We start from the raw sequence: 15,424 nt of genomic DNA on the forward strand, positions 1-15,424 counted from the left end.
TGCCGGAACTTCCCGTCTTTCGGATTCGCCGCTGTGTCCCTCATCCCCGTCGCCGACCTCACCGAAGCCCAGGCCGTCGAGGAACTGGAGCGCCTGGCCGACCAGCTGACCGCGCACGACATCGCCTATCACCAGCAGGACGCGCCCACGATCAGCGACGCCGAGTACGACGCCCTCAAGCGCCGCAACCTCGATATCGAGACCCGCTTTCCGCACCTGGTTCGCGACAACTCCCCGTCCATGCGGGTTGGCGCAGCGCGGGCCGAGCAGTTCGCCCCTGTCGAGCACGGCGTGCCGATGCTCAGCCTGGACAACGCCTTTTCCAACGACGAGGCGATCGAGTTCGACGCCCGGATCCGGCGGTTCCTGCGCCTGTCGCCGTCCGAGACCGTCGCCTATACGGCGGAGCCCAAGATCGACGGCCTGTCGGCCTCGCTGCGCTACGAGAAGGGCGTGCTGGTCCAGGGCGCGACGCGCGGCGATGGCCGGGTGGGCGAGGACGTCACCGCCAACCTGCGCACCATCGCCGACATCCCCCACCGCCTGAAGGGCTCGGGCTGGCCCGACGTGATCGAGGTGCGCGGCGAGGTCTATGTCGAGCTGGAGGCCTTCGCGGCGTTCAACCAGGCCGCCGAGGAGGCCGGCCAGCGCACCTACGCCAATCCGCGCAACTTCGCCGCCGGCTCGCTACGCCAGATCGATCCGAAGATCAGCGCCCAGCGGCCGCTGCGCTTCTTCGGCTATGCCTGGGGCCTGGTGTCCGAGCCGTTCGCCGACAGCCAGTGGGGGGCGCTGGAGAAGCTCGCCGAGTGGGGTTTCGTCACCACGGCCCCGCCGGCCAGGCGGGTCGAGAACGCCCAGGGCCTGCTGGACGTCTACGCCCAGTTCGAGATGCTGCGGCCCACGCTGGGCTTCGACATCGACGGGGTCGTCTACAAGGTCGACGACCTGGACCAGCAGCGCCGCCTAGGCTTCGTGTCGCGCTCGCCGCGCTGGGCCATCGCCCGCAAGTTCCCCGCCCAGCGCGCCCGCACGATCCTGGAAGCCATCGACCTGCAGGTCGGCCGCACCGGCGCCATCACGCCTGTGGCGCGATTGAAGCCGGTGACGGTCGGCGGCGTTTCGGTGACCAACGCCACCCTGCACAACGCCGACGAGATCGCCCGCCTGGACGTCCGCATTGGCGACACCGTGGTGATCCAGCGGGCCGGTGACGTGATTCCCCAGATCGTCGAGGTGGCCCTGGACGCACGGCCCGATCCGGCGCCGGCGCCTTACGAATTCCCCCACGTCTGCCCGTGTCCGCTGCAAACGCCGCTGGCCCGCGAGGTCACGGCCTCGGGCCAGGAGTCGGTGGTGCGCCGCTGCACCGGCGAGTTCGCCTGTCCGTTCCAGCGGGTCGAGCACCTGCGCCACTTCGTGTCGCGCCGCGCCTTCGACATCGAGGGCCTGGGCGAGAAGCAACTTCAGGCCTTCTTTGACGAGGGCTGGATCACCGAGCCGGCCGACATCTTTAAGCTGGCCAAGGACGAGGAGAAGCTGGCGGCGCTGCGCGAGCGCGAGGGCTATGGGGAGACCTCGGTGTCCAACCTCGTGCGAGGGATCGAGGCCCGCCGCACGATCGGCATGGACCGGATGATCTACGGCCTGGGCGCGCGCGACATCGGCGAGACGACCTCGACCGTCCTGGCCCGCAACTTCGACCGCTTCGAGGACCTGCGAGCCGCCGCCGAGGCCGCCGCCAAGGGCCTGCCCGGCGAGACCTATCTGGAGCTTTCCACGGCCCAGGGCGTCGGCCCCAAGGCGCTGGACCTGCTGGTCGAGGCGGGGAAGGGCGGGCTGGTCGCCGACCCCTGGCCCCAGACCGACGACCTGGAGATCAAGATCGGCCACGCCGTGCCCAGGCTGACCAAGCCGGCCCGCGCGGCCCTGGCCCAGCGGTATGGGACCTGGGACGCCTTCGCCCAAGGGCTGGCCGCCGCAGCCTCGGGCGCGCCGGGCGAGGACTATCTACACCTGGCCGCCATCGACGGCGTCGGTCCGGTGGCGGCCCAGTCGCTGGCCCGGTTCTTCGCCGAGGAACACAATCGCGCCAAGGTCGCCAATCTCGTCGCCGAGCTGAACATCCAGCCCGTCGCCAAACCCAAGACCGACACCGCCGTGGCCGGCAAGACGATCGTCTTCACCGGTTCGCTGGAAAAGATGACCCGCGACGAGGCCAAGGCCCAGGCCGAGGGCCTCGGCGCCAAGGTGGCCTCTTCGGTGTCGAAGAAGACCGACCTGGTCGTGGCCGGTCCGGGCGCGGGCTCGAAGCTGAAGACCGCCACCGAGCTGGGCATCCAGGTGATGACCGAGGACGAGTGGCTGGCGATGGTCGGCGCATGAAGGTCATCGCGCTGGACTTCGAGACCGCCAACGAGCAGCGCGCCAGCCCGTGTTCGATCGGCCTGGCCTGGATCGAGGACGGCCAGGTGGCGCGCATCGAGCACCACTATATCCGTCCGCCCGGCAATCGCTTCGCGCGGTTCAACATCGCCTTTCACGGCATCGGGCCTCAACAGGTCGCGGACGCCGACGAGTGGCCGGACGTGCTGGAGCGGCTGCGCCCCGAACTGGATGGCGCGCTCGTCTTGGCCCACAACGCCTCGTTCGACGTCAGTGTGATCCGTCGGACCTGCGAGCACTATGACGTGCGGCCGCCCAGCTTCGACTATCTATGCACGGTGCAGGTGGCGCGCGGCGTCTGGCCGGAGCTGTCGTCGCACAAGCTGAACGTGGTCTGCGGTCACCTGGGCGTCGACTTCGCCCACCACGACGCGGCGGCCGACGCCTATGCCTGCGGGCGCGTGGCGCTGGCGGCGGCCAGCTTGAACGGCGTGACACATGTTCGCGACCTTCCGGGACGCCTGGGCATGACCCTCGGTCGGTTGAGCCACGACGGCTATACGCCGCCCAAGGGCGCGGTCGGCCTCCGACGGGCGCGGGTCCACGGCTGAGGCGCATCGCCGCAACCGCAATTCCCGCCTCGTTTTCGCCTTCGGCCTTGTCCTCACTGGGCGGATCACGCAACGAATGGGTTCAAACACGCATTCGAATGCGTGAACCTATTGGGAGTATCGAATGCTGCGCACTATCCTGCTCGCCGCCGCCATGGCCGTTACGGCCGGCTCGGCCTTCGCGGCCGACGTCACCGGGGTCTGGCAGACGCCGACCAACGGCGGCCAGGTCGAGATCGCCCGCTGCGGCAACAGCCTGTGCGGCAAGCTGATCACGTCCGACCACATCAAGGCCAACCCGGCCCAGAAGGACGCCAAGAACAAGGACGATTCCCAGCGCGGTCGTCCCCTGAAGAACCTGCAGATGCTGTACGATTTCACCGGCGGCCCGACCAAGTGGACCGGCGGCAAGGTCTATAACCCCGATGACGGCGGCACCTATTCGGGCACGATCGAACTGCTCAGCGACAACGAGCTCAAGCTGAAGGGCTGCATCGTCGCCCCGCTCTGCAAGACGCAGCGGTGGACGCGGTTGAAGTAGGCGTCGCGCGCGCCGCCTAGAGCGGCGCGCAGACCTCTTCCATCCAGGCGCGGACCTCGGGTTCGACCCGAGGTCCGATCTCGCGCAATACGCGAGCGTGATAGGCGTCGAGCTGCGCTGTTTCCTCGGCGCTCAGCAGGCTCTTGTCGATCAGGCGTCGGTCGATCGGCGCCAGGGTCAGGGCTTCGAAGCGGTGCATCGGGCGGTCGCCGCCCGGCAGGTCCTCGGCCGGCATGACCACTTCCAGGTTCTCGATCCGGATGCCGTATTCGCCGTCCTTGTAGTAGCCGGGCTCGTTCGAGACGATCATGCCGGGCTGCAGGGCGATGGTGTTCGGAGCCTTGGAAATCCGCTGCGGGCCCTCGTGAACTCCCAGATAGACGCCGACGCCGTGGCCGGTGCCGTGGTCATAGTCCAGGCCGTGGGCCCACAGCGCAGCGCGGGCGAAGGCGTCGATGGCCGAGCCGGTGGTGCCGGGCGGGAAACGCAGGCGGGCGATCGCCAGGTGGCCTTTCAGCACCAGGGTGTTGCGGTGGATCATCTCCGCCGACGGCTCGCCGATGGCGACCGTGCGGGTGACGTCGGTGGTGCCGTCCAGATACTGCCCGCCGCTGTCGACCAGCAATAGAGAGCCCATCGCGGCGCGCTCGTTGGAGCGTTCGGTCGGGTGGTAGTGGGGAAGGGCGCCGTGGCCGTTGGCCGCGCCGATGGTGTCGAAGGACAGGTCCTTCAGCCGGCCGGTAGCCTCGCGGAAGCCTTCCAACTTGGCGACGGCCTCCTTTTCGTCCGGCGGATTGACCTGCCCCTCGGTGGCCAGCCAGTGCAGGAAGCGGGTCAGGGCCGCGCCGTCGCGCCTGTGGGCTTCGCGCGTGCCGTCCAGTTCGACGCCGTTCTTGCAGGCCCGGGGCAGGGCGCAGGGATCCATGGCCCGGACGATCTTCGCGCCGGCGGCGGCCAGCTGATCGAAGTACCAGGCCGAGGACTGGGTCGGATCGACCACGACAGTCTTGTCCGAAAGGTCGCCCAGCGCCTCCTGAAGCTTGTCCGGCGTCTCCAGCGAGACCTGGTTGCCCAGCCAGGCCGGCAGGTCGGTAGTGACCTTGGCCGGCTCCAGGAACAGGCGCGCCGCGCCGTCGGCGCCGAGGATGGCCTGAGCCAGCGGCAGGGGCGAGCGAATGACGTCGCCGCCGCGGATGTTGAACAGCCAGGCGATCGAGGCCGGCGCGGTGATCACCGCCGCGTCGGCGCCAAAGGCGGCGATCGCCGCGCCGACCCGGGCGCGCTTGGAACTGGACTCCTCGCCGGCGTATTCGACGTGGTGCGGCACGACCGGGGCCATAGGCTGCGCGGGACGGGCCTCGCCCCAGGCCAGGTCGATCGGGTTGACGGCGACGGGCTTGAGGATCGCGCCGGCGCGGCTGGCGGCGGCCTTCAGGCCTTCCAGGGCCGAGGGGCTGTGGAGGCGGGGGTCGTAGCCGATCACCGCGCCCTTTTCGGTCGTCTCCAGATAGGCCGGCACGCCGCCCTCGACGAGGTCGCGGATCTCGAACAGGTCTTGGTCGACCTGCTCGCGGACTTGCAGCGTATAGCGGCCATCGACGAAGACGGCGGCGCGGTCCTTGAGGATCACGCCCGCGCCGGCCGAGCCGGTGAAGCCGCTGGCCCAGGCCAGGCGGTCATTGGCGGCGGGCAGATATTCGTTCTGGTGCTCGTCCTCGTGCGGCACGAGGAAGCCGTCCAGCCCCTGCTCGGCCATGGCGGCGCGGATCAGCGGGACGTGCTTGGGCCCGAAGGACGGGTCGGTGGATTCGTCGAAGGTCTGGCGCATGGCTACCGATTTAGGCCGCCATGCGCCGACAGGGAAGGCCTAGGGCCGTTGCAGGACCAGCGTCGCCCAGGCGTCGCGGTGGATGCGGTTGACGACCTTGAAGCCGCGCGAGAGGTAGGCGGCCTTGACCATCCGCTCCTGGGTGCGCAGCAGGCCCGACAGGATGACCGTGCCGCCGGGAACCAGGGCGCGCTTGATGTCCTGGGCCAGACCGATCAGCGGGCGGGCCAGGATGTTGGCGAACACCAGGTCGTAGGGCGCGTTGTTGGCCACCAGCGAGTTCGACAGGCCCGAGGCGTGGACGAACTTGGCGTTGGCCTTGTTGACCTTGGCGTTCTCCTTGGAGATCCGCACGCTGGGCTTGTCGATGTCGGTGCCGACGGCCAGCTTCGAACCGGTGCGGGCGGCGGCGATGGCCAGCAGGCCCGTGCCGGCGCCGACGTCCAGAACCTTGTTGAACCTGCGGGCCTTGATCAGGCGGTCATAGGCTTGCAGGCAGCCGACGGTGGTGCCGTGGTGGCCCGTGCCGAAGGCCGCGCCGGCCTCGATGCGCAGGTTGACCGTGCTGGCCGGCAGGCGTCCGCGGTCGTGCATCCCGTAGACGAAGAAGCGGCCGGCGCGCACGGGAGGCAGGCCCGACAGCGCCATGGCCAGCCAGTCGGCGTCGGCCAGGGTGTCGCGCACGACCTTCAGGTCGTACTGGCCCAGCAGCGCCATCAGGCTGGCGTCTTCCTCGTCGGTCGTGGGGAAGGCGTCGATGCGCCAGACGCCCTTGTCCTCGTCCTCTTCCAGGATCGAGTAGGTGGCGCCTTCCAGGCCGGGATGGTTGTCGATGGCGTCGGCGGCGGTCTCGGTCTCGGCGCGCGCGCCGCGGGCGACGATCTGCTGGGGCGTATAGTCGGTCATGCCGCTCCGTTAGCGGCAAAGGCGCTAAAAAGCGAGCCTTCAGCGTGTCGTCATGCCGGTGGCCGCCGCGTCCGCCATCACCAGAGGCGCGGGCGCCGCCATGGCCTGGGGCTGGTGATCCTCGGGCAGGGAGACGTCCAGGATGTCGCCGCGCTCGGACGCCCAGTTCGGTGCGTCCGTTGGCGGCGGAGGCGCGGCCGGGCCGTGTTCGGCCGGAACATAGGGCGGAAGCTCGGGCGCCGGGGGCGGTTCATAGTCGGCGTACTGGATCGGCGGCGGGGGCTGCGTCGCCTTGAGGAAGTCCGTGCCGACCACATAGTCCGGGACCTCGCCCGCCGGCCAGGAGATCGGCTCGGCGTAGTCCTGTCGCGCATACTGGGCGGGTTCCATCTCGGGCGTGTAGCCGCGATCCTGGGCTCCGGTCTGCATGGCCAGTCCAGCCACGGCGCCGAGCACGGCGCAGGCCGGCGCGCCAAGGGCGACGGGGCGGGTGAGGGCGAAGGCCTTCAGGTGGCCAAGGAAGTGTGCGAGCCGCGGGTCCATGTCGGCATAGCGCGCGACGAGGGCTTTGGTTCGAAATCCCCCTCGCGAGACTCAGGGGGCGGATTCTAGGTTGGTCGCGAAGAGGGACGCCATGACCAAGAAGCCGCTGCTGCGCGAACGCCACGCCCACGAGCACGCCCGCGTCACCTATGTGGAGCTGTTCTTCGATCTCGTGTTCGTGTTCGCGGTCACACAGCTGTCCCACGCGGTGATCGGACACCCAACCGGCCTTGGCCTGCTGCACGCAACCCTGCTGCTGCTGGCCGTCTGGTGGGCGTGGGTGTTCACCGCCTGGGTCACCAACTGGATGGATCCGGAGCGGACGCCGGTGCGGGTGATGCTGTTCGTGTTGATGGCGGCGGGCCTGGTGCTGTCGGCCGCCATCCCGGACGCCTTCGGAAAGCGGGGTCTGGTCTTCGCCTGCGCCTATGTCTTCATCCAGGTCGGGCGGAGCCTGTTCTTCCTGCTCGGCGTGTGGCGCGAGCCGGCCCACCGGCTGAACTTCATCCGCATCCTGTCCTGGCTGTCCCTGTCGGCGGTTTTCTGGATCACCGGCGCCTTTCAGCAGGGCGAGATGCGGCTGCTGATCTGGGCTCTGGCCATGGCCATCGAATACGCCTCGCCGGCCATGGGCTTCTGGACGCCCGGTATAGGCCGCTCGGCCTCGACCGACTGGGTCGTGGAGGGCGGTCACCTGGCCGAGCGCTGCGCCCTGTTCACGATCATCGCCCTGGGCGAGTCGATCATCGTCACCGGGGCCACGGTGGTCGGCCTGCCATGGACTTTCGAGGTGATTGCCGCCTTCGCCAGCGCCCTGGTCTGCAGCATCGCCATGTGGTGGATCTATTTTTCGTTCACGGCCGAGGCGGCCAGCGAGGCCATCGCTCATTCCGACAATCCCGGCCGGATCGCGCGCGTCGCCTACACCTACAGCCACCTTCTACCGGTGGCCGGGGTCATCGTGGCGGCGGTCGGCGACGAGTGGGTGCTGCACCATCCGCTGGGCCATACAGACTTCAAGACCGCCGCCGCCGTGATTGGCGGACCGGCGCTGTTCCTGTTCGGAGCCCTGGTGTTCAAGCTTTCGGTGTTCAGGCAGTGGTCCCGCACCCGGATCGCTGGCCTGGCCTTGCTGGCGGCGCTGGTTCCGGTCGCGGGACATGTCAGCCCATTGACGTTGTCAGTGGCGACGACCCTGATCCTGGTCGCGGTCGGGGCGTGGGAGACGTGGTTGGCGGAGGCGCGTCGCGCCGCTTAGCCGATCTGGTCGATGACGATATCGCGCAGTTGGGCGCGGGTGAGGCCGGGCCACACCCAGTCGGATTGGGCGGCGCGCGCTTGCGTCGCGGGGCGGAAGGTCGAAGGCATGTGGGGCGCGCTCTTGGTGGCGGCCTTACGGGTAAAGTTGGTTTTCATAAAGTTCCAGACAGGGGGCGGGCGTGTCGCCGGACCCGATAGATCATAAAGGGTGGAGATATCCGCCCGGAGCCGTCGGTGACGGTTGGGGGGCGATGGAGCGCCAGGGCGATAGCCGTCTTGGGCTGAAGCGTTTGGCTACTTCTTGACTAGCATATGGTTATCCGCTTGTCGCGTTCAACCCCCGCGACATCGGAGCGCGGGGGAAAGATGCTCCTCATGCGCCGCGGGGAGCATCCGCCGTCGTTCAGGCCTTCTCGACGAAGCTGTCGATGACCTTCTTCTCGCCGGCCTTGTCGAAGGCGACGGTCAGCTTGTTGCCCTCGATGCCGGTGACCTTGCCGTAGCCGAACTTGACGTGGAACACCCGGTCGCCGCGCGAATAGGCGCTGCCCGTGGGGGCCGAGACGGCGACAAGGCGACCTTCGCCCTCGATCGGCGCCGAACGGGCGGACGACCCGGCGCGGACGCCCTGGGGACCGCGCCAGGCGGCGTTGCGCTCGCCGAAGCCGGCGGTGCGTTCCTGGGCGCGCTTCCAGCCGGGGCTGTCATAGCTGCTGCCGGCCTGGAAGGCGCTGACGCCCGGATCGTCCCAGCGGGAGGCCGCCGTCGACTGCATGCCAGGGCCGCCGCCGTAGTAGCCGGTCTCGGACGCCGCATCGACGTGGGCGATCGGCAGTTCGTCGACGAAGCGGCTGGGCAGCTGGCTGGTCCAGCGGCCGTAAACCTGCCGGTTGGCGACAAAGCTGATCAGGGCCTGCTCGCGGGCGCGGGTGATGCCGACATAGGCCAGGCGGCGTTCTTCCTCGAGGCCCTTCTCGCCCTTGTCGTCCATGCTGCGCTGGCTGGGGAACACGCCTTCCTCCCAACCGGGCAGGAACACCAGCGGGAATTCCAGGCCCTTGGCCGAGTGCAGGGTCATGATCCAGACGGCGTCGCCGGTGGCTTCGCGGTCCAGGTCCATGACCAGCGACACGTGCTCCAGATAGGCCTCGAGCGTGTCGAAGGCGCCCATCGACTGGACCAGTTCCTTCAGGTTCTCCAGCCGCGTCTGGCTGGTTGGGCCCTTGTCCAGACGCAGGGCGTCCGTATAGCCGCTCTCCTCCAGCACCGTTTCCAGCAGGCGCTGGTGGTGAACGGTCCCGATCAGCGAGCGCCAGCGGTCCAGGTCGCGGATGAAGTTCGACAGGGCCGTGCGCGTGCGCGCCGGCAACTCGTCGCTGGCGATGATCTGGCGCGCCGCCTCGACGGTCGAGATTCCGCCCAGCCGCGCGATCTGCAGCAGCTTCTGAACCGAGGTGTCGCCGATTCCGCGCTTGGGCGTGTTGACGATGCGCTCGAAGGCCAGGTCGTCGTCCGGCGACTGGATCAGGCGCAGATAGGCATGGGCGTCGCGGATTTCGGCCCGTTCGAAGAAGCGCGGACCGCCGACCACCTTGTACGGGATCTGCAGCATCACGAAGCGCTCTTCGAACGCCCGCATCTGGAAGCTGGCCCGCACCAGGATGGCCATCTGGTTATACTTGCGGCCGGCCTTCTTGGCGCGTTCGATCTCGTCGGCGACCATGCGGCTCTCGGCCTCGCCGTCCCACACGCCGCTGACCCGGACCTTGTCGCCGCCGGTCGCCTCGGTCCACAGGGTCTTGCCCAGGCGACCCTTGTTGGCGGTGATCAGACCGGAAGCGGCCGCCAGGATGTGTTCGGTCGAGCGGTAGTTGCGCTCCAGCCGCACGACCTTGGCGCCGGCGAAGTCGCGCTCGAACCGCAGGATGTTGTCGACCTCGGCCCCGCGCCACCCATAGATCGATTGGTCGTCATCGCCGACGCAGCAGACGTTCTGCCGGCCCTGGGCCAGCAGACGCAGCCACAGATACTGGGCGACGTTGGTGTCCTGGTACTCGTCGACCATCACGTATTTGAAGCGGCGCTGGAACTCGTCCAGCACGTCGGGATGGCCGGTGAACAGGCTGATATTGTGCAGCAGCAGGTCGCCGAAGTCGCAGGCGTTCAGGATGCGCAGGCGCTCCTGATACTGACGGTAGAGGCTGATCCCCTTGCCATTGGCGAACTCGCCGGCCTCGCTGGTCGGGACACGATCGGGCGTCCAGCCGCGGTTCTTCCAGCCGTCGATGATCCCCGACAGGATGCGCGGGGTCCAGCGCTTGGCGTCGATGTTCTCGGCCTCGATCAGCTGCTTCAGCAGCCGCTCGTTATCGTCGGTGTCGATGATCGTGTAGTTCGACTTCAGCCCCACCAGCTCGGCGTGGCGGCGCAGGATCTGGGCGGCCACCGAGTGGAAGGTGCCCAGCCAGCGCAGACCTTCGGCCTCTGGGCCGATGATGTGGGTGATCCGCTCGCGCATCTCGCGCGCGGCCTTGTTGGTGAAGGTGACCGCCAGCAGTTCCCACGGGCGGGCGCGGCCGGTCGCCAGGATGTGGGCCAGGCGCGTGGTCAGCACCCGGGTCTTGCCGGTGCCGGCCCCGGCCAGGACCAGCAGCGGGCCTTCGGTGGTCTCGACCGCCTCGCGCTGCTCGGGGTTCAGGCCGTCAAGATAGTCGGGTGTGGCGTGGCCATGCGCCGGCGGCCGCGGCCTGGCCAGGTCGGAGATGCGCGGAGAGGGGAGGTCGCCCGGAAAGCCGCCGGCGGCTTCGCGCGAGTCATCATCGGGATACATGGAACATATGTAGCACAAACCGCGCGGAGCTTAAGCCCCAACAGGCGCGGCATAGGGATGACGAGGTGTGTTGGAAAAGGAACTTCCCCGCGCCCGTGCCGTTCATCCGCCATCACGAACAAAGCCGACAGGCACGGAGACTCTCATGGCCGAAGGAACTAGCAGCAGCGGCGGCGGAAACGCTGGCTTGGCGTTCATCGTGGGCGGCCTGGTGGTCGTTGTCGCAGTCCTGGCCTTCTTCATGATGTCCGGCGGCTTCACGCAACAGAAGAAGGTCGACGTGAACATCTCGGCTTCGGCGCCGAAGTTGCCGGACGCGCCGAAGCTTCCCGACGCGCCCAAGACGCCGGGCTGATCCATGGCCAGGACGCTCGCCGATAACGGACAGGCGCGTCGCGAGACCGGCGGCGGGGTGTTCGCCGTTCTGCTGGTCCTGGCGATACTGGTGTCGGCCGTATGGGGCGCCTGGATGCTGGGTGTCATGGCCGGCGATAGGGCGGAGTGGCGCGGGTCTCTACCCGACCTGTCCAGGACGTTGCGCTCGACGCCGAACCCACAACCGCCGCCGCTGCCGACGCAGCGACGACCGGCGGTGAAGCCTGAACTTCGCGATTAGAGCCCGCGCTTCCGACGGCGGGCTCTTTTCAGACAGAGCCGCTTTTCAGACAGAGCCGCGAAGCGCGTAGAACCGCGCGCCTTCAGCCACGCTCTAGGTGGACGCCCGCGCGAGGGCGAAAACACGACACGCTGAAGCCAGTGGCCGCTCGCCGCGCTCCAGGTCGATTCTCTGGATCAGACCGGCCAGGCTCACGGCCTCGTCGGCCGCCGCGCTCTCCAGCACCGCCCAGAACTCCGGCTCAAGCGCCAGAGAGGTCGCGTGGCCGGCCAGATTCACCGAGCGTTTCTTCAACCCCGCCATGGGAAATCCATCGCGGTTCAATCCTCGCGCTTGGCGCCGTCGAGGTCGCGCTTGAGCTTGTCGGCCCGCGCCGCGTCCAGGGTCTTCTCGCCCTTGGTGCGGCCGAACTTGGCGCGGTTTTCGGCGGCGCGAGCCTTGTCATCGGCCTTGGCCTTGGCTTTGCGGGCCTGGTTCAGATTGACGATGTCAGCCATGCGCTTACGGGGACTTCTTCTTGGGTGCGGGACGAATGACCAAGGTTTCCTGCAGATGCAACGCCTCATCCTTCTTGAGCACCAGCGGCGCGCGTCCAGGGAAGACGCAGTTCTGCATCGAACGATCGTTATATAGCATCCAGCGCGTCACCGCCTGGCCATTGGCCTTGCAGGCCAGGCCAACCGCCCAGGCCGGCGCGGCCTCGCCGGTCTAGGCGAAACCCATGTTGCCGCCGGCGTTGATCGCCGCGCCGTTCGGCGTGATCGTCTTGCCGCCCGAGGCGAAGGTCAGGTGCTCGGGATCGACCAGCCGGATCGAGAATCCGCCGAAGCCGCGATCGTCCTCGCTGCCGCCCAGGCCGAGGGCTTCGACGCGTGAGGTGATCGTAGTGTCGAACTCCACCCGTCGCGCGCCGCTCTTCAGCGGGCGCACCGTGACCCTGGTCGTCTCGCGGGCGACATAGGCCAGCTCCGGGCCTGAATTGACCATCCAGTCGACCTCGACCGTCAGGGTCCCGCCGCCCTCGGCGTCGCCCAGGAACGATTTCGAACGGACGAAGTAGCTGAGCCCCTTCATGTACCAGCCGTCGGCGACGGTCTTGCCGCTGGTCTGCACCTTCATCCAGGCCCACCAGACACCGCGCTGATGCGGATGGTCTCCAGGCCTGTCTTCGGTCAAGGCCGTTCCGTCCGGTGCGTAGAGCACGCCGACGTAGTTGGCCCGGCCGGGTTCTGTGGCGGGATCGAGCGGCTTGGTTCGGTAGACCAGCACGGTCTTGCCGGCCTCGGTCAGGGTCACGGCGTCGTCGGCGAAGACGGCGTCGACCCGCTTGCCAATGGCCGGATCGGCGAGCGCTGGGCCGGCGGCCAGGAGGAGGGCGCAGGCGAGAAGGGCGCGTAGGCTCATGCGTGACCCCCAAACTCCGTTTGGAACGTATCAAGAACAATCCATGCGTGCATGGCAAGCTGAAACTTGACCACGGCCATGGCCGTTTCATGTCACGAGGGACCCGTGACGGTTTCGCTCAACCTTGGAGACGACACATGATCGACCTCTCGCAGATCAAGGAACATCAGGAAGTGGTCGGCTCGGACGGCGGCCATGTCGGCCGCGTGGACCATGTCGTCGGTGGTGAGATCGAGCTGGCCAAGCTGGATCTGGGCGCCGGCTTCAAGCACCACATGATCCCCCTGGACTGGGTGGAATACATCAATGACGACAAGATCCATCTGAGCCTGACCAAGGACGACGCCAAGTCCAAGTGGCGCGAAAAGCACTGAGACAGAGCGCTTAGCGATTTCCGAGGTCCTCGTCCGCCAGGGCGGGGGCCTTTTGCTTGACCGGGCGCTAGAAGCATCCGCCTATCCGCCGCATCAGCGGAGGGGTCTCGATGTACACGCTCTATGGTTCGCCCAGCACGGCCGGCACGGCCATCCATTGGCTGCTGATCGAGCTGGGCGTTCCGTTCGAGGCCAGGCTGCTCGATTTCGACAAGGGCGAGCACAAGACGCCCGAATATCTGGCGCTCAATCCCGACGGCGTCGTGCCGACCCTGATCGTCGATGGCGCGCCGATCACCCAGATGGCCGGCATCGCGACCCTGCTGGCCGAGCGTCACCCGGAGGCCGGCTTCGCTCCGCCGGCGGGTTCGCCTGGGCGGGCCGAGTATCTGAGCTGGACCCTGTGGCTGGCCAACAGCTTCCAACCGCACTTCCGGGCCTGGTTCTATCCGCACGAGCCGGCGGGCGGCGAGGCGCAAGACGCTGTGCGGGCCGCGGCGCGTGAGCGGATCGAGATGGGCCTGGCGCGGCTCGACGCCCGGCTGGCCGACCGGGATTACCTCGTCGGCGACCATTTCACGAGCGTGGACTTGCTGGCGACGATCCTGTGCCGCTGGACGCGCAACATGCCCAGGCCCGCGACCGAATGGCCGAACCTGAAGCGCTATCTCGACTGCGTCCGCCAGCGTCCGGCGCTGCGGGAGGTTCACGCCCGGGAGGGCCTGACCGACTGGATCGACGACTAAGATAAGCAAAAGGGGACCGGCGCGAACCGGTCCCCTTCGTCGTTCAGCGGCTCGAAGCCGCCTATTTGACGCTGGCGCAGAAGCGCTGGATGCGCTGGCAAGCGTCTTCCAGGACGTCGCTGCTGGTGGCGTAGCTGATGCGGAAGAACGGCGACAGGCCGAAGGCCGCGCCATGCACGACCGCCACGCCCTCGGCTTCCAGCAGTTCGCCCGCGAAGTCCTCGTCGGTCTCGATGACCTTGCCCGAGGGCGCGGTCTTGCCGATCAGGCCGGCGCACGAGGGGTAGACGTAGAACGCGCCTTCCGGGGTCGGACATTGCAGGCCCGCGGCCTGGTTCAGCATCGACACGACCAGGTCGCGGCGCTCCTGGAACAGCTTGGCGTTCGGCTTGATGAAGTCCTGCGTGCCGTTCAGCGCTTCCAGCGCCGCCCATTGCGAGATCGAGCAGGGGTTGGAGGTCGTCTGGCTGATCATCTTGCCCATGGCCTTGATCAGGGCTTCCGGGCCCGCGGCGTAGCCGATGCGCCAGCCGGTCATCGAATAGCCCTTGGAGACCCCGTTCATCGTCAGGGTGCGGTCGTAGAGCTTGGGCTCGACCTGGGCGATGGTGGTGAACTCGAAGTCGTCGAACACTAGGTGCTCGTACATGTCGTCGGTCAGCACCCAGACCTGCGGGTGACGCAGCAGCACATCCGCCAGCGCCTGAAGCTCGGCGCGGGCATAGGCGCCGCCCGACGGGTTCGAGGGGCTGTTGATGATCAGCCACTTGGTCTTCGGGGTGATCGCCGCTTCCAGGGCCTGCGGCGTCAGCTTGAAGCCGTTGTCGGCGGTGGTCTCGACCGACACGGGCGTGCCGCCGGCCAGAAGAACCATGTCGGGGTACGAGACCCAGTAGGGCGCGGGAATAATGACCTCGTCGCCCGGGTTCAGGGTGGCGACCAGGGCGTTGTAGATCACCGGCTTGCCGCCCGGGGCGACGTGGACCTGGCCCGGCTTGTAGTCCAGACCGTTCTCGCGCTTGAACTTCGCGCAGATGGCGGCCTTGAGCTCGGGCATGCCGTCGGGGTCGGTGTACTTGGTCTTGCCGGCCTTGATCGCCTCGATCGCGGCGTTCTTGATATTGTCCGGCGTGTCGAAGTCAGGCTCGCCGGCGGAAAGGGCGATCACGTCACGACCGGCGGCTTTCAGCGCGCGCGCCTTGGCGCTGATGGCGATGGTGGCCGACGGTGCGATGCGCCGCAGGGCGGCGGACTCGAGCGACATGATGCAGGACTCCCCTGTGCTTGATGGTCCGACAAACGGGACCGTTTCAGGATTGCGGGGGTCTTTACGCGCCCGTTCGCCGCGGCGCAACGCGGTTGGGCGACATTCTGACGAAG

The 15,424-nt window shown here is 67.9% G+C and carries 16 protein-coding genes and 1 pseudogene; 8 read left to right on the forward strand and 9 right to left on the reverse strand.

Translation table 11 applies throughout. The features are described 5' to 3' along the window. Positions 1-33: 33 nt before the first annotated feature. The 3 genes from ligA (at position 34) to EIK80_RS08765 (ending at position 3,537) form a co-directional block, all read left to right on the forward strand. Positions 34-2,385 (forward strand): NAD-dependent DNA ligase LigA, encoded by a 2,352-nt coding sequence (ligA, locus tag EIK80_RS08755; RefSeq protein ID WP_125156572.1) that lies wholly within the window; start codon positions 34-36, stop codon positions 2,383-2,385. After that, positions 2,361-2,996, forward strand: a complete 636-nt coding sequence (locus EIK80_RS08760; protein WP_199743417.1) for a 3'-5' exonuclease — start codon at positions 2,361-2,363, stop codon at positions 2,994-2,996. Before ligA ends, EIK80_RS08760 begins: the two co-directional genes overlap by 25 nt. Positions 2,997-3,120: 124 nt before the next feature. Beyond that, entirely contained in the window at positions 3,121-3,537 is a 417-nt protein-coding gene (locus EIK80_RS08765; protein WP_125156574.1) for a DUF2147 domain-containing protein, read from the forward strand. A gap of 16 nt (positions 3,538-3,553) precedes the next feature. Here EIK80_RS08765 and EIK80_RS08770 read toward each other — a convergent pair whose 3' ends face one another. From EIK80_RS08770 to EIK80_RS08780, 3 genes are read right to left on the reverse strand one after another with little or no spacing between them, the layout of a single operon-like run. After that, on the reverse strand, positions 3,554-5,365 hold the full coding sequence (locus tag EIK80_RS08770) for an aminopeptidase P family protein (protein WP_125156575.1): 1,812 nt from the start codon (positions 5,363-5,365) through the stop codon (positions 3,554-3,556). Between the two features lie 39 nt (positions 5,366-5,404). Beyond that, positions 5,405-6,271, reverse strand: coding sequence for a 50S ribosomal protein L11 methyltransferase (locus tag EIK80_RS08775; RefSeq protein ID WP_125156576.1), 867 nt, complete (start codon positions 6,269-6,271; stop codon positions 5,405-5,407). A gap of 39 nt (positions 6,272-6,310) precedes the next feature. Then, entirely contained in the window at positions 6,311-6,814 is a 504-nt protein-coding gene (locus tag EIK80_RS08780) for a hypothetical protein (RefSeq protein ID WP_125156577.1), read from the reverse strand. 91 nt (positions 6,815-6,905) lie between these two features. On the opposite strand from EIK80_RS08780, the gene EIK80_RS08785 reads away from it, so the two are divergent. Beyond that, on the forward strand, positions 6,906-8,072 hold the full coding sequence (locus EIK80_RS08785) for a low temperature requirement protein A (RefSeq protein ID WP_125156578.1): 1,167 nt from the start codon (positions 6,906-6,908) through the stop codon (positions 8,070-8,072). Here the strand turns inward: EIK80_RS08785 and EIK80_RS26360 are convergent. Together EIK80_RS26360 and EIK80_RS08790 are read right to left on the reverse strand one after the other, a co-directional pair. Beyond that, a complete protein-coding gene (locus EIK80_RS26360) occupies positions 8,069-8,230 on the reverse strand; it encodes a hypothetical protein (protein ID WP_199743418.1) in 162 nt (53 codons plus the stop codon). The genes EIK80_RS08785 and EIK80_RS26360 overlap by 4 nt on opposite strands. A 247-nt stretch (positions 8,231-8,477) precedes the next feature. Then, a complete protein-coding gene (locus EIK80_RS08790) occupies positions 8,478-10,904 on the reverse strand; it encodes an ATP-dependent helicase (protein ID WP_125156579.1) in 2,427 nt (808 codons plus the stop codon). Positions 10,905-11,049: 145 nt separating this feature from the next. Here EIK80_RS08790 and EIK80_RS08795 point away from each other — a divergent pair, with 145 nt between their 5' ends. Both EIK80_RS08795 and EIK80_RS08800 read left to right on the forward strand, forming a co-directional pair. Beyond that, positions 11,050-11,259: a hypothetical protein gene (locus tag EIK80_RS08795; protein WP_125156580.1), complete on the forward strand. Its 210-nt coding sequence runs from the start codon at positions 11,050-11,052 to the stop codon at positions 11,257-11,259. 3 nt (positions 11,260-11,262) lie between these two features. Continuing rightward, on the forward strand, positions 11,263-11,520 hold the full coding sequence (locus EIK80_RS08800; protein ID WP_125156581.1) for a hypothetical protein: 258 nt from the start codon (positions 11,263-11,265) through the stop codon (positions 11,518-11,520). 93 nt (positions 11,521-11,613) lie between these two features. On the opposite strand, the gene EIK80_RS08805 is transcribed toward EIK80_RS08800, so the two are convergent. The 3 genes and pseudogenes from EIK80_RS08805 to EIK80_RS08815 form a co-directional block, all read right to left on the reverse strand. Then, positions 11,614-11,823 carry a ribbon-helix-helix domain-containing protein gene (locus EIK80_RS08805; protein WP_125156582.1) on the reverse strand — a complete coding sequence of 70 codons (210 nt, stop codon included), beginning with the start codon at positions 11,821-11,823 and terminating at the stop codon, positions 11,614-11,616. 17 nt (positions 11,824-11,840) lie between these two features. Then, positions 11,841-12,017 (reverse strand): DUF4169 family protein, encoded by a 177-nt coding sequence (locus EIK80_RS08810; protein ID WP_125156583.1) that lies wholly within the window; start codon positions 12,015-12,017, stop codon positions 11,841-11,843. A 4-nt stretch (positions 12,018-12,021) separates the two neighbouring features. Beyond that, positions 12,022-12,924: pseudogene (locus EIK80_RS08815) on the reverse strand (DUF6807 family protein). A 137-nt stretch (positions 12,925-13,061) separates the two neighbouring features. On the opposite strand from EIK80_RS08815, the gene EIK80_RS08820 reads away from it, so the two are divergent. Together EIK80_RS08820 and EIK80_RS08825 are read left to right on the forward strand one after the other, a co-directional pair. Beyond that, positions 13,062-13,298 (forward strand): DUF2171 domain-containing protein, encoded by a 237-nt coding sequence (locus EIK80_RS08820; protein ID WP_125156584.1) that lies wholly within the window; start codon positions 13,062-13,064, stop codon positions 13,296-13,298. A gap of 110 nt (positions 13,299-13,408) precedes the next feature. Then, on the forward strand, positions 13,409-14,044 hold the full coding sequence (locus EIK80_RS08825) for a glutathione S-transferase family protein (protein ID WP_125156585.1): 636 nt from the start codon (positions 13,409-13,411) through the stop codon (positions 14,042-14,044). Between the two features lie 61 nt (positions 14,045-14,105). Here EIK80_RS08825 and EIK80_RS08830 read toward each other — a convergent pair whose 3' ends face one another. Then, positions 14,106-15,308 carry a pyridoxal phosphate-dependent aminotransferase gene (locus tag EIK80_RS08830; protein ID WP_125156586.1) on the reverse strand — a complete coding sequence of 401 codons (1,203 nt, stop codon included), beginning with the start codon at positions 15,306-15,308 and terminating at the stop codon, positions 14,106-14,108. Positions 15,309-15,424: the final 116 nt, after the last annotated feature.

It is taken from the genome of Caulobacter sp. 602-1, assembly GCF_003931565.1.
In the GTDB taxonomy this organism is placed as follows: Bacteria; Pseudomonadota; Alphaproteobacteria; order Caulobacterales; family Caulobacteraceae; genus Caulobacter.

Coding starts and splice junctions, on each gene's coding strand:
- EIK80_RS08765 (WP_125156574.1), top strand. CDS start 3,121: ATGCTGCGCACTATCCTGCTCGCCGCCGCCATGGCCGTTACGGCCGGC.
- EIK80_RS08770 (WP_125156575.1), bottom strand. CDS start 5,365: ATGCGCCAGACCTTCGACGAATCCACCGACCCGTCCTTCGGGCCCAAG.
- EIK80_RS08775 (WP_125156576.1), bottom strand. CDS start 6,271: ATGACCGACTATACGCCCCAGCAGATCGTCGCCCGCGGCGCGCGCGCC.
- EIK80_RS08780 (WP_125156577.1), bottom strand. CDS start 6,814: ATGGACCCGCGGCTCGCACACTTCCTTGGCCACCTGAAGGCCTTCGCC.
- EIK80_RS08785 (WP_125156578.1), top strand. CDS start 6,906: ATGACCAAGAAGCCGCTGCTGCGCGAACGCCACGCCCACGAGCACGCC.
- EIK80_RS26360 (WP_199743418.1), bottom strand. CDS start 8,230: ATGAAAACCAACTTTACCCGTAAGGCCGCCACCAAGAGCGCGCCCCAC.
- EIK80_RS08790 (WP_125156579.1), bottom strand. CDS start 10,904: ATGTATCCCGATGATGACTCGCGCGAAGCCGCCGGCGGCTTTCCGGGC.
- EIK80_RS08795 (WP_125156580.1), top strand. CDS start 11,050: ATGGCCGAAGGAACTAGCAGCAGCGGCGGCGGAAACGCTGGCTTGGCG.
- EIK80_RS08800 (WP_125156581.1), top strand. CDS start 11,263: ATGGCCAGGACGCTCGCCGATAACGGACAGGCGCGTCGCGAGACCGGC.
- EIK80_RS08805 (WP_125156582.1), bottom strand. CDS start 11,823: ATGGCGGGGTTGAAGAAACGCTCGGTGAATCTGGCCGGCCACGCGACC.
- EIK80_RS08810 (WP_125156583.1), bottom strand. CDS start 12,017: ATGGCTGACATCGTCAATCTGAACCAGGCCCGCAAAGCCAAGGCCAAG.
- EIK80_RS08820 (WP_125156584.1), top strand. CDS start 13,062: ATGATCGACCTCTCGCAGATCAAGGAACATCAGGAAGTGGTCGGCTCG.
- EIK80_RS08825 (WP_125156585.1), top strand. CDS start 13,409: ATGTACACGCTCTATGGTTCGCCCAGCACGGCCGGCACGGCCATCCAT.
- EIK80_RS08830 (WP_125156586.1), bottom strand. CDS start 15,308: ATGTCGCTCGAGTCCGCCGCCCTGCGGCGCATCGCACCGTCGGCCACC.